The sequence below is a fragment of the Microbacterium sp. SLBN-111 genome (assembly GCF_049739645.1).
Lineage (GTDB): Bacteria > Actinomycetota > Actinomycetes > Actinomycetales > Microbacteriaceae > Microbacterium.
This window is the reverse complement of sequence record NZ_JBMGQH010000001.1, coordinates 3112759-3126228: the sequence shown is the minus strand read 5'-3', so window position 1 is coordinate 3126228 and position 13470 is coordinate 3112759. Positions and strand designations below refer to the sequence as shown.

General features: G+C 71.4%; 9 protein-coding genes. 3 read left to right on the top strand and 6 right to left on the bottom strand.

What is annotated here, in order from left to right; all coding sequences use genetic code 11:
• Nucleotides 1-524: 524 nt before the first annotated feature.
• From gatB to gatC, 3 genes are read right to left on the bottom strand one after another with little or no spacing between them, the layout of a single operon-like run.
• Nucleotides 525-2042: an Asp-tRNA(Asn)/Glu-tRNA(Gln) amidotransferase subunit GatB gene (gene gatB / locus RKD05_RS14515; protein ID WP_424710996.1), complete on the bottom strand. Its 1518-nt coding sequence runs from the start codon at nucleotides 2040-2042 to the stop codon at nucleotides 525-527.
• Nucleotides 2042-3562, bottom strand: coding sequence for an Asp-tRNA(Asn)/Glu-tRNA(Gln) amidotransferase subunit GatA (gene gatA, locus RKD05_RS14510; protein WP_424710995.1), 1521 nt, complete (start codon nucleotides 3560-3562; stop codon nucleotides 2042-2044). The genes gatB and gatA overlap by 1 nt, the downstream gene beginning before the upstream one ends.
• Nucleotides 3559-3858 (bottom strand): Asp-tRNA(Asn)/Glu-tRNA(Gln) amidotransferase subunit GatC, encoded by a 300-nt coding sequence (gene gatC / locus RKD05_RS14505; RefSeq protein ID WP_022877561.1) that lies wholly within the window; start codon nucleotides 3856-3858, stop codon nucleotides 3559-3561. Before gatC ends, gatA begins: the two co-directional genes overlap by 4 nt.
• A 60-nt stretch (nucleotides 3859-3918) precedes the next feature.
• On the opposite strand from gatC, the gene RKD05_RS14500 reads away from it, so the two are divergent.
• Both RKD05_RS14500 and RKD05_RS14495 read left to right on the top strand, forming a co-directional pair.
• On the top strand, nucleotides 3919-5607 hold the full coding sequence (locus RKD05_RS14500; protein ID WP_424710993.1) for a long-chain-fatty-acid--CoA ligase: 1689 nt from the start codon (nucleotides 3919-3921) through the stop codon (nucleotides 5605-5607).
• 114 nt (nucleotides 5608-5721) lie between these two features.
• A complete protein-coding gene (locus RKD05_RS14495; RefSeq protein ID WP_424710992.1) occupies nucleotides 5722-6201 on the top strand; it encodes a hypothetical protein in 480 nt (159 codons plus the stop codon).
• A gap of 74 nt (nucleotides 6202-6275) precedes the next feature.
• Here RKD05_RS14495 and ligA read toward each other — a convergent pair whose 3' ends face one another.
• The 3 genes from ligA to RKD05_RS14480 all read right to left on the bottom strand — a co-directional run bounded on the left by ligA (nucleotide 6276) and on the right by RKD05_RS14480 (nucleotide 11133).
• A complete protein-coding gene (gene ligA / locus RKD05_RS14490) occupies nucleotides 6276-8666 on the bottom strand; it encodes an NAD-dependent DNA ligase LigA (RefSeq protein ID WP_424710991.1) in 2391 nt (796 codons plus the stop codon).
• 175 nt (nucleotides 8667-8841) lie between these two features.
• Entirely contained in the window at nucleotides 8842-9939 is a 1098-nt protein-coding gene (mnmA, locus tag RKD05_RS14485) for a tRNA 2-thiouridine(34) synthase MnmA (RefSeq protein WP_424710989.1), read from the bottom strand.
• Between the two features lie 9 nt (nucleotides 9940-9948).
• Nucleotides 9949-11133 (bottom strand): cysteine desulfurase family protein, encoded by a 1185-nt coding sequence (locus RKD05_RS14480; RefSeq protein ID WP_424710987.1) that lies wholly within the window; start codon nucleotides 11131-11133, stop codon nucleotides 9949-9951.
• 45 nt (nucleotides 11134-11178) lie between these two features.
• On the opposite strand from RKD05_RS14480, the gene glgX reads away from it, so the two are divergent.
• Nucleotides 11179-13269 (top strand): glycogen debranching protein GlgX, encoded by a 2091-nt coding sequence (glgX, locus tag RKD05_RS14475; protein WP_424710986.1) that lies wholly within the window; start codon nucleotides 11179-11181, stop codon nucleotides 13267-13269.
• Nucleotides 13270-13470 lie beyond the last annotated feature (201 nt).

Below are 13470 nucleotides of genomic sequence, written 5' to 3'. Positions count from 1 at the left end.
GCGGCGCCGCGCAACCTCAGCGATCCGCGCAACCTCAGCAGCAAGCCCCCGAACCCAACTGACCCGCGGCGAATCGCTGAGGTTACGCAACGACCCACCCACCCGGCAGCGTCGGCCCGGCGGCCGCGCACAACCCCAGCGATCCGCACAACCTCAGCCACGATCTCGCCGAGCTGGCTGACGTTGGGCGGATCGCGGACCTTGTGCCGCCGGGAGGTCTCGGGGCAGCGCCGTGCTGAGCGCACGACCGCGCAAGCTCAGTGATCCGCACAACCTCAGCCGGAAGCCCCCGAAGCCAACTGATCCGAGGCGAATCGCTGAGGTTACGCCGGCCACGCCCCGAGCACCGCCCACTCCGACCCGTCAGCACAACCTCGGCGATCCGCCTAACCTCAGCCCAAATCCCCCGAAGTCGACTGACCCGAGGCAAATCGCTGAGCTTGCGCACCCGCAAGCCCTACCCCGGGAACGACGGATGCCACGACCCCCACCCCGCGGGGAGGGAGCCGTGGCATCCGGGGTGCTTACTGTGCGGCGGCGCGCTCCAGCACGAGCTCGCGCACACGCGCGGCGTCGGCCTGGCCCTTCATCGCCTTCATGACGGCGCCGATGACCGCGCCGGCGGCCTGGACCTTGCCATCGCGGATCTTCGCCAGCACGTCGGGCTGCGCGGCCAGGGCCTCGTCGATCGCGGCGATCAGTGCGCCGTCGTCGGACACGACGGCGAGACCGCGGGCGTCGACGACTTCCTGCGGAGTGCCCTCGCCGGCGATGACGCCCTCGAGCACCTGCCGCGCGAGCTTGTCGGTCAGGATTCCCGCGTCGACGAGCTGCTGCAGCGCGGCGACGTTCTCGGGGCTGACGAGCTCGGCCGGCTCGCGCTCCTCTGCGTTCGCGATGCGGCTGATCTCGCTCAGCCACCACTTCCGCGCGGCGGCGGGAGTCGCACCGGCGGCGACGGTGGCCTCGACCTCGTCGAGCAGTCCCGCGTTGACGACGCCCTGGAAGTCGATGTCGGCGAAGCCCCAGTCGGCCTTGAGGCGGCGACGGCGTGCGGCCGGCGGCTCGGGCAGCGCGGCGCGCAGTTCCTCGATCAGCTCGGGCGCCGGAACGACGGGCAGCAGGTCGGGCTCGGGGAAGTAGCGGTAGTCGTCGGCATCCGACTTCGGACGACCCGGCGACGTGCGCCCGGTGTCCTCGTGCCAGTGCCGCGTCTCCTGCGTGATCGCGCCGCCGGCGGCGAGGATCGCGGCCTGCCGCTGGATCTCGTACCGGACCGCGCGCTCGACGGACCGCATCGAGTTGACGTTCTTCGTCTCGGTACGGGTGCCGAGCTTCTCCTGTCCGCGCGGACGCAGCGAGACGTTCGCATCGCAGCGGAGGTTGCCGCGCTCCAGGCGCGCCTCCGAGATGCCGAGGGCCCGCACGATGTCGCGGATCGTCGCGACGTACGCCTTCGCGAGCGCGGGAGCCGAGTGCTCCGCGCCGAAGATCGGCTTCGTCACAATCTCGACGAGCGGCACGCCGGCGCGGTTGTAGTCGACGAGCGAGTACTCGGCGCCCTGGATGCGTCCGGTCGAACCGCCCATGTGCGTGAGCTTGCCGGCATCCTCTTCCATGTGGGCACGCTCGATCGGCACGGTGACGATCGTGCCGTCTTCGAGCTCGACCTCGACCGATCCCTCGAACGCGATCGGCTCGTCGTACTGCGAGATCTGATAGTTCTTCCCGAGGTCGGGGTAGAAGTAGTTCTTCCGCGCGAAGCGGCTCGACGGCGCGATCGAGCAGCCGAGCGCGAGGCCCAGGCTGATCGACGAGCGGATCGCCTCGGCGTTCACGACCGGCAGCGCACCCGGCAGACCCATGTCGACCGGGGCGACGAGCGTGTTCGGCTCGGCGCCGTGGTTCGCCTCGTTCGCCGGGTTCGGCGCGGAGGAGAACATCTTCGTCGCGGTGTTCAGTTCGACGTGGACCTCGAAGCCGAGGACCGGCTCGAACAGCTCGAGCGCCTCGTCGAAGTCCATCAGCGCGTCTTTCGCCATCAGCGCGTCGCTCCGTTCGTGAGAGAGGGGGCCCGGTCCAGCAGCGGTCCGCCCCACTGGTCGACCAGCAGCGCCTCGAGGGCCGCGCCGACGCGGTAGAGACGCGCGTCCTCGCGGGCGGGGGCGAGGAATTGGATGCCGACGGGCAGCCCGTCCTCCTCGGCCAGGCCGCTCGGGATCGAGATGCCGGGCACGCCGGCGAGGTTCGCCGGGATCGTCGTCACGTCGTTGAGGTACATCTGCAGCGGGTCGTCGAGCTGCTCGCCCAGGCGGAACGCCGTGGTCGGCGCCGACGGCGTCGCGATGACGTCGACATTCGCGAACGCGGCCGCGAAGTCCTGCTGGATGAGCGTGCGAACCTTCTGGGCGCTGCCGTAGTAGGCGTCGTAATAGCCGGCCGACAGGGCGTAGGTGCCGAGGATGATGCGACGCTTGACCTCGGGACCGAACCCGGCGTCGCGCGTCGCGGCCATGACGTTCTCGACCGTCGGGGTGCCCTGCGGCGTCACCCGCAGACCGAAACGCACCGAGTCGAACTTGGCCAGGTTGCTGGATGCCTCGGCGGGAAGGATCAGGTAGTACGCGGCGACCCCGTACTCGAAGTGCGGGGCGCTGATCTCGACGATCTCCGCTCCCTGGGCCTCGAGCGTGGCGAGAGCGGCGCGGAACGAGTCGGAGACGCCCTTCTGGAAGCCGCGGTCGTCGAGCTCGCGGATGACACCGACCTTGAGACCCTTCAGGACCTCCCCGGACGCTCCCTCGCGGGCTGCCGCGGCGAACGACGGCCACGCGTCGGTGAGCGACGTCGAGTCGTGCGGGTCGTGCCCGGCGATCACGTCGTGCATGAGTCCGGCGTCGAGCACGGTGCGCGTCACGGGACCGACCTGATCGAGGCTGGATGCCAGGGCGATCGCGCCGTACCGGCTGACCCCGCCGTACGTGGGCTTGACGCCGACGGTGCCCGTCACGTGCGCGGGCTGGCGGATCGAGCCACCGGTGTCCGAGCCGAGCGCGAGGGGCGCCTCGAACGCGGCCACGGCCGCGGCCGAACCGCCGCCCGAACCGCCGGGGATCCGGTCGAGGTCCCACGGGTTGTGCGTCGGACCGTACGCGGAGAACTCGGTCGACGAGCCCATGGCGAACTCATCCATGTTCGTCTTGCCGAGCGGCACGAGTCCCGCGGCGCGCGAGCGCGCGACGACGGTGGCGTCGTAGGGCGACAGGTAGCCCTCGAGGATCTTCGACCCGCTCGTGGACGGCATGTCGGTCGTGACGAGCACGTCCTTCACCGCGAGCGGCACGCCCGCGAGCTCGTGCAGCTCCTCCCCCGCGGCGCGGCGGCGGTCGATGTCGGCCGCGACGTGGAGAGCGTGGTCGCTCACGTGGAGGAACGCGTGCACGTCGCCGTCCACGGCGGCGATGCGGTCGAGGTGCGCCTGCGTCGCCTCGACGCTCGACACCTCCTTCGCGGACAGGGCGGCGGCGAGGTCGGCGGCGCTCAGGCGCGTGAGGTCGCTCACTGCTCCTCCCCCAGGATCGCGGTCACCCGGAACCGGCCGTCGGCCTGGTCGGGCGCGTTCTGCAGCACCTGCTCGAGGGTGAGCTGCGGCTGCACGACATCGGGGCGGAAGACGTTTTCGAGGGGGATCGGGTGGCTCGTCGCGACGACGTCGGGCGTGGCCACCTCGGACACCTTCGCGATGTTGTCGACGATGGCATCCAGCTGCCCGGTGAGGCTCTGGACCTCTTCGTCGCTCAACTCGATCCGAGCGAGCACACCGAGATGGCGCACGAGATCAGGGGTGATTTCAGACACCCGGCAAGTCTAGTTCGCGGTCACCGCGCGCCGAGACCGGCCCCGGCCTACGCTGGGACGGTGACGAGCTTCGACCCGCCTCGCCCCTGGACCGCCAGCTACGCCGCCGGAGTGCCGGAGGACCTCGACCCGCAGTCGGGGTCGCTCGTCGACATCCTCGACGCCTCGACCCGCGACTACCCGAAGGCTCCGGCGCTGGAGTTCTTCGGCCGCGAGACCACCTACGCCGATCTGTCGGCCGAGGTGGCGCGGGTGGCCGCGGCCCTCGCCGCCCACGGCGTGCGGGCGGGCGACCCCGTCGCGATCGTGCTGCCGAACTGCCCGCAGCACATCGTGGCGTTCTACGCCGTGCTGCGCCTCGGCGCGGTCGTCGTGGAGCACAACCCGCTCTACACGGCGCGCGAGCTGCGCAAGCAGTTCGAGGACCACGGCGCGAAGCACGCGATCGTGTGGAGCAAGGTCGTGAAGACCGTGCAGGAATTCCCCGCCGACCTGCGGGTGACCACGCTGGTCTCGGTCGACGTCACGCAAGCCATGCCGCTACGCATGCGCCTCGCGCTCCGGCTGCCGATCGCCAAGGCGCGCGAGGCGCGGTCCGCACTGACGGAGAAGACGACGGATGCCACGCCCTGGGCGCAGCTCCTCCGCCACGACCCGCTCGCCGAGACGCATCCGCGTCCGGCCACCGGGGATCTCGCGATCATCCAGTACACGAGCGGCACGACGGGGACGCCGAAGGGCGCGATGCTCACGCACGCCAATCTGCTCGCGAACGCGGCCCAGGCGCGGGCGTGGGTGCCCTCGATCGTCCGCGGCGAAGGGTGCGTCGTGTACGCGGTGCTCCCGATGTTCCACGCGTACGGGCTCACGCTATGCCTCACCTTCGCGATGTCGATGGGCGCACGCCTCGTGCTGTTCCCGCGTTTCGACCCCGACATGGTCCTCGCCGTCACGAAGCGGCATCCGGCGACGTTCCTCCCGCTCGTGCCGCCGATCGCCGAGCGCCTGCTCGCGGCCGCGGAGGCCCAGGGCGTGTCGCTCGCCGGAACGGACATCGCGATCTCGGGAGCCATGGCCCTTCCGCACGAGCTGGTCGTGCCGTTCGAGAAGGCCACCGGCGGCTACCTCGTCGAGGGCTACGGGCTGAGCGAGTGCTCCCCCGTCCTCATGGCCAACCCCGTGGCCGAGAACCGCGTGCCCGGGACCGTCGGGCTCCCGCTGCCCGGTACCGAGTGCCGTGTCGTCGACCCCGACGACCCACACACCGACGTCGAGCCCGGCGGCCGCGGCGAGCTCGTGGTGCGCGGGCCGCAGGTGTTCTCGGGCTACTACGGCAAGCCAGAGGAGACCGAGGCCGTCTTCGTCGACGGATGGTTCCGTACCGGCGACATCGTGACGATCGACGACGGCGGCTTCGTGCGGATCGTTGACCGCATCAAAGAGCTCATCATCACCGGCGGCTTCAACGTCGCCCCGACCGAGGTCGAGAACGTGCTGCGGCAGCACCCGTCGATCGCCGACGTCGCGGTCGTGGGGCTCCCCAGCGAGCACTCGGGCGAAGAGGTCGTGGCGGCGGTCGTCGTGGCGGACGGATGCGAGCTCGACACCGACGAGGTCCGCGCGTTCGCGCGTGGCATCCTGACGCCGTACAAGGTGCCGCGCCGCATCGTCGTCGTCGACGAGCTGCCGAAGTCGCTCATCGGGAAGGTGCTGCGGCGCCAGGTGAAGGAACAGCTCCTCGCGAAGTGAGGGCTGTGCCCGATTGTCGCCGCTCGCGCAAGGGGTAGCGTCGCGGTCACGGGCACCCCGCTACGGTGGCAACGGGGTCGATCCAGGCCCCGAAGTGACTCTTGGGGGCATCACATGAAGACCATCCGCGCACCTTTCGCCGTTGGCGCCGCGGCCGCTCTGCTTCTTCTCGCCGGCTGCTCCGGCGGCGGATCGGCTCCGGACCAGGGCGATGCGGCCGCGCCCAGCTCCGCCCCATCGAGTGCGCCGTCGGCCGCCGCACCCGTGGCGGAGCAGTCGAAGGCCGACGCGTGCAAGATCATCATCGACTCGTTCACCGACGTGTCACAGGCGAGCAGCTCCATGTCGACGTCCGACCCGGCGGCGGCGATGGCGACATTCAAGGAGCTCGTGACCAAGGTGCAGGGCGATTTCCAGGGCATCACGAACGCCGAGATCGCCCCGGCCGCGCAGGACGCCAGCGCCACGCTCAGCAACTACGTCGCGTTCCTCGAAGAGGTCACGGCTGACCCGAGCAAGGCGAGCGAACTCGGCACGCAGGTGACCGCGCTGCAGAACAGCTTCACCGCCGCCGGCAAGGCCTGCGAGGGCTGATCCTCATCGAGTCGAAGCGGGGGCGGGGCGTTCGGCGCTCCGCCCCCGCTCTTCGTCGAGCGGGTGACCTCGGTTCAGGGTGTTGCGGGCTCGAGCGCATCGGGTCCCTGCTCGACGAGGATGCGGAACTGCGCGGCATCCAGGATCCGGATGCCGAGTTCTTCCGCCTTCGCCAGCTTCGAGCCGGCGCCCGGGCCGGCGGCGACGAAGTCGGTCTTCTTCGACACGCTCGAGGCCGCCTTACCGCCCGCCGCGATGATCGCCTCCTGCGCGCCCTCGCGGCTGTAGCCCTCGAGTGAACCGGTCGCGACGACGGTGAGGCCCGCGAGGACTCCCCCGGCCTCAGCGGCGGCGCCCGGCCCGGGGTGGCCGGGGATCGCGAAGCGGACGCCGGCCGCCGTCCACCGATCCACGATGTCACGGTGCCAGTCGACCTCGAACCAGTCGATGACCGCGTCGGCGATGATGCCGCCGACGCCCTCGACCGCGGCGAGCTCCTCGCGTGACGCCGCACGGATGGCATCCAGGGATCCGAACCACTGCGCGAGGGCACGCGCGGCGACCGGGCCCACGTGGCGGATGTTGAGCGAGACGAGCAGACGCCAGAGGTCCTTGGTCTTGGCCTTCTCGAGCTCGGCGATGAGCTTGATCGCCTGCTCGGACGGCAGCACCTCGTGATAGTTCTTGCGGATGCCGCGCTTGCGGCGCTCGGCGGGGTCGAGGTTCTCGGTTCCCGGTGGGTAGGTCGCGGGACCGAACTTCTGGAACGGTGCGCGCCGCACCTCTCTTCCGTTGTCGTCGATCTTGCGCTCGCCGGTCTCGGCGTCGCGCACGACGACCTCGATCGGGACGAGCTGTTCGAGCGTGAGATCGAAGAGGCCGGCCTCGGTGTCGAGCGGTGGTTGGGCGGGGACGTCGGGCTGGGTCAGCGCCGCAGCCGTGACCTCGCCGAGCGCCTCGACGTCGAGCGCGCCGCGCGAGCCGATGTGCTCCACCCGACCGCGGACCTGCGCGGGGCACGACCGCGCGTTCGGGCATCGCAGGTCGATGTCGCCTTCCTTCGCGGGGCGCAGGGGCGTACCGCACTCGGGGCAGTTCGTCGGCATGACGAACGCGCGCTCGGTGCCGTCGCGCAGCTCGACCACGGGTCCGAGCACCTCGGGGATGACGTCGCCCGCCTTGCGCAGCACGACAGTGTCGCCGATCAGGACGCCCTTGACCTTGACGACGTCCTGGTTGTGCAGGGTGGCCTGGCGCACGACGCTGCCCGCCACGCGCGCGGGCTCCATGACGGCGAACGGGGTCGCCCGGCCGGTCCGGCCCACCGAGACCACGATGTCGAGGAGCTTCGTGTTCACCTGCTCGGGCGGGTACTTGTACGCGATCGCCCAACGCGGCGCGCGGCTCGTGGCACCGAGCTCGTCGTGCAGCGCGAGTTCGTCGACCTTCACGACGACGCCGTCGATCTCGTGCTCGACCTCGTGGCGGTGTTCGCCGTAGTGCGCGACGAAGCCGAGAACACCGTCGACGCTCGACTCGACCTTGCTGTACGGCGACGTCGGCAGCCCCCACGACGCGAGCAGGTCGTAGATCTCGCTCTGGGCGGCGACCGGCGGGTCGGGCCACGCCCCGATGCCGTGGACGTACAGCGCGAGCGAGGCGATCCGGGCAAGGCCGGCCTCGAGCTCGAGCCCCGTCTTCTTCTCGATCTGCTGGCGCAGGCCACCGCTCGCGGCGTTCCGCGGGTTCGCAAACGCCGGGAAGCGCCGCGCCGCGGCCTGCTCGGCTTTTTCGAGGTCGAACGCCTTCGCGCCACCGCGGCGTGCGATCGTCCGCTCGCGCGCCTCGGCGACGGCTCGCTCGCGGTACTCCCCCTGGAGGCGGTTCAGGTTCTCGAACGCGGCGACCGGGATGAACACCTCGCCCCGCACCTCGACGAGCGCGGGGTGCCCTTCGCCCGAGAGTTCGCGCGGGATCCCCGCGACGCGCAGCGCGTTGTCGGTCACGATCTCGCCGACGCGCCCGTCTCCGCGCGTGGCCGCCGAGGTCAGCTCACCGTTCTCGTACCGGAGGCTGATCGCGAGGCCGTCGATCTTCAGCTCGCTCAGCCAGTTCACCGGTCGTCCGGCCGATGCCTCGGTCTTCAGCGCCCAGTCGCGCAGCTCCTCCGGGGAGAACACGTTGTCGAGGCTCAGCATCCGCTCGGCGTGCTCGATCGTGACGAGGTCCGTGGCCTCGGCCGCTCCCACGGACAGCGTCGGGCTGTCCTGGCCCTGGAGCTCGGGATACAGCCGCTCGATGGCCTCGAGTCGATGCATCCATCCGTCGTACGTCGCGTCGTCGACGAGCTCGGCATCCCGCCCGTAATACGCGTCGCGCGCGCCGACGATGCGCTCCGTCAGATCGGCGGCCTCGGTGCGCGCTTCGTCGAGGGTCAGGTCGGGAAGCTGGTCGTGCTCGGTCACGCATCCAGCTTAGGGAGGGCCCCCGACATCGCCCGCGGGGGTTGCCCCACCGGTGAGGGCGGGAGGAGAAGGGGCGGGCGGAGGATGGATGCCGCCCCGCGGCCCTCCGTTCCTCCCAGGCCCTCCGCTCGTCACCGCCGACGCGGCCAGCAGGCCCCGGCCGGCGGCCGCAGGCTCACGCCTCGAGGGGAACCGCCGACACCGTCCGCGCGATCGTGAACTGGCCGATCACGCGCGTGCCGTCGTAGAGCACCGCCGTCTGCCCGGGCGCGACGCCGTCGAACGGCTCGTCGGGGCGCACGGTGAGCGTGCCGTTCTCCCACGTCGCTGTCGCGGGCACCGGGTCGGCGTGCGCGCGGATCTGCGCGTGGCAGTCGAACCTGGACGCGGAGGGCGCACGGCCCGCCCACGTGAAGCGGTCACCGGAGATCTCGGCGCACGCGAGCGCCTCCTTGGGACCCACGACGACGGTGTTGTTCACGGGCCGCACCTCGAGCACGAAGCGCGGCTTGCCGTCGGGCGCGGGAACGCCGAGCTGCAGCCCGCGGCGCTGCCCCACCGTGAAGGCGTGCGCACCGTCGTGGCTCCCCACCACGGCGCCCGAGCGATCGAGGATCTCGCCCCGCTCCGCGCCGACGCGGTCGGCGAGCCAGCCGCGCGTGTCGCCGTCCGGGATGAAGCAGATGTCGTGGCTGTCGGGCTTCTGCGCGACCGACAGGCCGCGCGCCTCGGCCTCCGCGCGCACCACGGCCTTGGACGGCGTGGACCCGAGCGGGAAGTACGTGTGCGCGAGCTGCGCCTCGGTCAGCACGCCGAGGACGTACGACTGGTCCTTCGCGGCATCCGAGGCCCGGTGCAATTCGCGTCCGTCGGGCGTGTCGACGAGCGTCGCGTAGTGGCCGGTGCAGACGGCGTCGAAACCGAGCTCGAGCGCGCGCTCGAGGAGCGCCGCGAACTTGATCTTCTCGTTGCAGCGCATGCACGGGTTCGGCGTGCGGCCGGCGCGGTATTCGGAGACGAAGTCCTCGATGACGTCGTCGCGGAAGCGCTCGGAGAAGTCCCAGACGTAGAACGGGATGCCGAGCTTGTCCGCCGCGCGGCGCGCGTCCATGGCGTCCTCGATCGTGCAGCAGCCGCGGCTTCCCGCGCGGAGAGTTCCGCCCGCGCGCGACAGGGCAAGATGCACGCCGACGACGTCGTGCCCCGCCTCGACCGCGCGTGCCGCAGCCACCGCGGAGTCCACGCCACCGCTCATCGCCGCCAGAACTCGCATCGCCCCAGTCTACGAAGCGTGCGCTGAACGGGCGCCGGATGCCACGGCCCGCTCGTACACGGACGGGAGCGCCGCGAGCACGGCATCCACGTCCGCATCCGTCGAGGTGCGTCCGAGGGTGAACCGGAGCACGGACCGGGCGGCACGGTCATCGAGCCCGAGCGCTAGCACGACGTGCGACGGCTCGGCGACGCCGGCCTGGCACGCCGATCCGGTCGAGACCGAGATCCCGGCCATGTCGAGGAGGAACAGCAGCGTCTCCCCCGCGGCCCCCGGGAACAGCACGTGCGCGTTGCCCGGCAGCCGGTCGTCCGGATCACCGAGCAGGCGGGCCGCCGGAATGGCCCGATGGATGCCACTGACCAACCGCCGTCGCAGGGCTTCGAGCCGCGTGGACTCGCGTTCGCGCTCCGCCTCGGTCGCGCGCGCCGCGGCGGCGAATGCGGCGGCCCCCGCGGCATCCTGGGTCCCCGCGCGGAGTCCGCGCTGCTGTCCACCGCCGTGCAGCAGCGGGGTGAGCCGTGCGTGGCGCGACACGACCGCGGCACCGACACCGACCGGACCGCCGACCTTGTGCGCGGAGACCGACAGCGCGACGAGTCCCGCGGGGCTGTTCCCGTCCCCGCGCCAGCGCGCGAAGTCCACGTCCACCTGTCCGAGCGCCGACACCGCGTCGAGGTGAAGGGGCACGCCGGCGTCGGCGGCGACACGGGCGAGGCCCGCGGCATCCTGGACCGTCCCGACCTCGTTGTTCGCCACGAGGGCTGTCGCGAGCGCCGACCCGGGCAGCGCCTCGGCGAAGGAAGCGACAGGGATCCGACCGAGGCCGTCGAGCCCCACCGCCCGCACGCGCGCGCCCTCGGACGTCGTGAGCCACGCCACGGTGTCGAGCGTCGCGTGATGCTCACCGTCGGGCAGGACCACCGTGTCGGTGCCGGGCTCGCGCGACCACCACAGCCCCTTGAGGGCGAGGTTCGTCGCCTCGGTGCCGCCCGAGGTGAGCACGACCTCGATGGGCTGGCATCCGAGGTTCTCGGCGAGGCTCTCGCGCGCGTCCTCCAACAGTCGGCGCGCGGCCTGACCGGCGCCGTGGATCGACGACGGATTGCCGAGCACGTCGTGGGCGGCGAGCCAGGCGTCGCGCGCTTCCGGCCGGAGCGGCGTCGTGGCGGCGTGGTCGAGATAGACCGACATGCACCCTCCCGCTTCGCGTCCGTGACCTTCACTACCCTAGGACGCATGGTCCCACCCGAAGCGGCCCTGACTGCCCAGCCCGCCCTGCTCTCGTCATCGCTCGACGACCTCGGGGTCCGACTCGGTCCCGACGGCGGAACCCTCCGGGTGTGGTCGGCGCACGCGGATGCCATGCACCTGGTGATCTTCGACGACATCGATCTCGACTGGGCGGTGGAGACGATCCCGATGGCGGCGGTCGGGAGCGGCGTGTTCGAGGCCTCGACCCCGCTGCTGCGCCCCGGTGCCCGCTACGCCGTGCGGGTGGGGGGACCGCAGGGCGCGGGCAACACGTTCAACCCCGAGACGCTCCTCCTCGACCCCTACGCCCGCGGGCTCGTGTCGGGCGGCATCACGGACTGGCGCTCGGTCGTCGTCGACGGCGGCTTCGACTGGGGCGGGGTCGCTAAGCCCCGCGTGCCGATGGACCGCACCGTGATCTACGAGGGACACGTCAAGGGCCTGACCAAGCGGCATCCGCTCGTCCCTCCCGCCCTGCACGGCACGTATGCCGGCCTCGCGCACCCGGCCATGATCGAGCACTACCTCTCGCTCGGCATCACGAGCGTCGAGCTGCTGCCCGTGCACGCGTACGCGACCGAGCCGCGACTGCTGCAGCTCGGGCTGACGAACTACTGGGGCTACAACTCCCTCAACTTCTTCACGCCGCACGCCGCCTACGCGACGGCCGCGAGCCGCGCCGAGGGCCCAGAGGCCGTGCTGCGCGAGTTCAAGGGCATGGTCCGGCTCCTGCACGAGGCGGGGCTCGAGGTCATCCTCGACGTCGTCTACAACCACACCGCCGAGGAGGGCATCGGCGGACCGCGGTCGAGCTTCCGCGGCATCGACAACCGCTCGTACTACCGCCAGACCGACGAGGGCGTCTACATCGACGAGACCGGGTGCGGCAACGCCGTGAACACCTCGACGGATGCCGCCGCCCGCCTCGTGCTCGACTCGCTGCGCTACTGGGCCGAGGACGTGCAGATCGACGGCTTCCGGTTCGACCTCGCCGTCACGCTCGGACGCGACGAGAACCACTCCTTCACGCCGGATCACCCGTTGCTGACCGCGATCCGCGACGACGCGGTGCTCGCCGGGACGAAGCTCATCGCCGAGCCGTGGGACGTCGGGATGGGCGGCTGGCAGACCGGCGCCTTCGGCGACGGATGGCTGGAGTGGAACGACCGCTACCGCGACCGGGTCCGCAACTTCTGGCTCAGCGACGTCGACTACGCCCGACGCGCGAGCACGGCTCCGGTCGGCATCGGCGGCTTCGCGACGCGCCTCGCCGGGTCGTCGAACACGTTCTCCCAGGAGCGCGGGCCCCTCGCGAGCGTCAATTTCGTCACGGCGCACGACGGCTTCACGCTGCGCGACCTCGTCTCGTACGACGTCAAGCACAACCTCGGCAACGGCGAGCAGAATCGCGACGGCGCCGACACGAACCGGTCGTACAACCACGGCGCCGAGGGCAAGACCGACGATCCGCGCATCCTCGCGACGCGTCGGAAGGCGATGCGCAACCTCCTCGGCACGCTGCTGCTCTCGGCCGGGGTGCCGATGATCACGGCCGGCGACGAACTGGGGCGCACGCAGCGCGGCAACAACAACGCCTACTGCCACGACACGCCGCTGACCTGGGTCTCGTGGGACCTCGCGCCCTGGCAGGAAGACCTCTTCGCCCACACGCAGCGGCTGCTGCGCCTGCGCCGCGAGAACCCGGCGCTGCGTCCCGTCCGCTTCGCGCGACTCGGGGAGCGCATCCCGTCCGCCTCGCTCATGGATTGGTTCGACGAGCACGGCGAGACGATGTCGAGCGAGCGCTGGACCGACCCCTCGCACCGGACGCTGCAGTACCTCGCGACCTCGACGCCCGAGAACGAGGCACCGAATCGCATCCTGCTCGTCGTGCACGGGAACGAGAGTCCGATCGACGTGACGCTGCCGGTGCTGACGGACGAGGTGGAGTACGTGTCGCTGTGGTCGAGCGCCGACGAGGCGCCGTCCGACGACACGCCGCGCCTCGCGCCCGGCGATGTCGTGCCGTTCGTCGGCACGTCGATGCGACTCTTCCGCGTGGACGCGCGGGACTGACGGCGGGGGCTGCGCGAGCCGGGTGCCCACCGGGCCGGGGCGCCCGTTCCCGGTGCGCGGGCCGCCCGCGGCGCGCGTTCCACGTGCACGCACGAGCGTCACGCACCGTCGGCGAACCCGGTCACTCTGTCAAGGCCCGGGGCAAGCCCTGCGGGAACGTCGGTGCCCCACGATAGGTTCGGAACGTGGCCACCACGACGA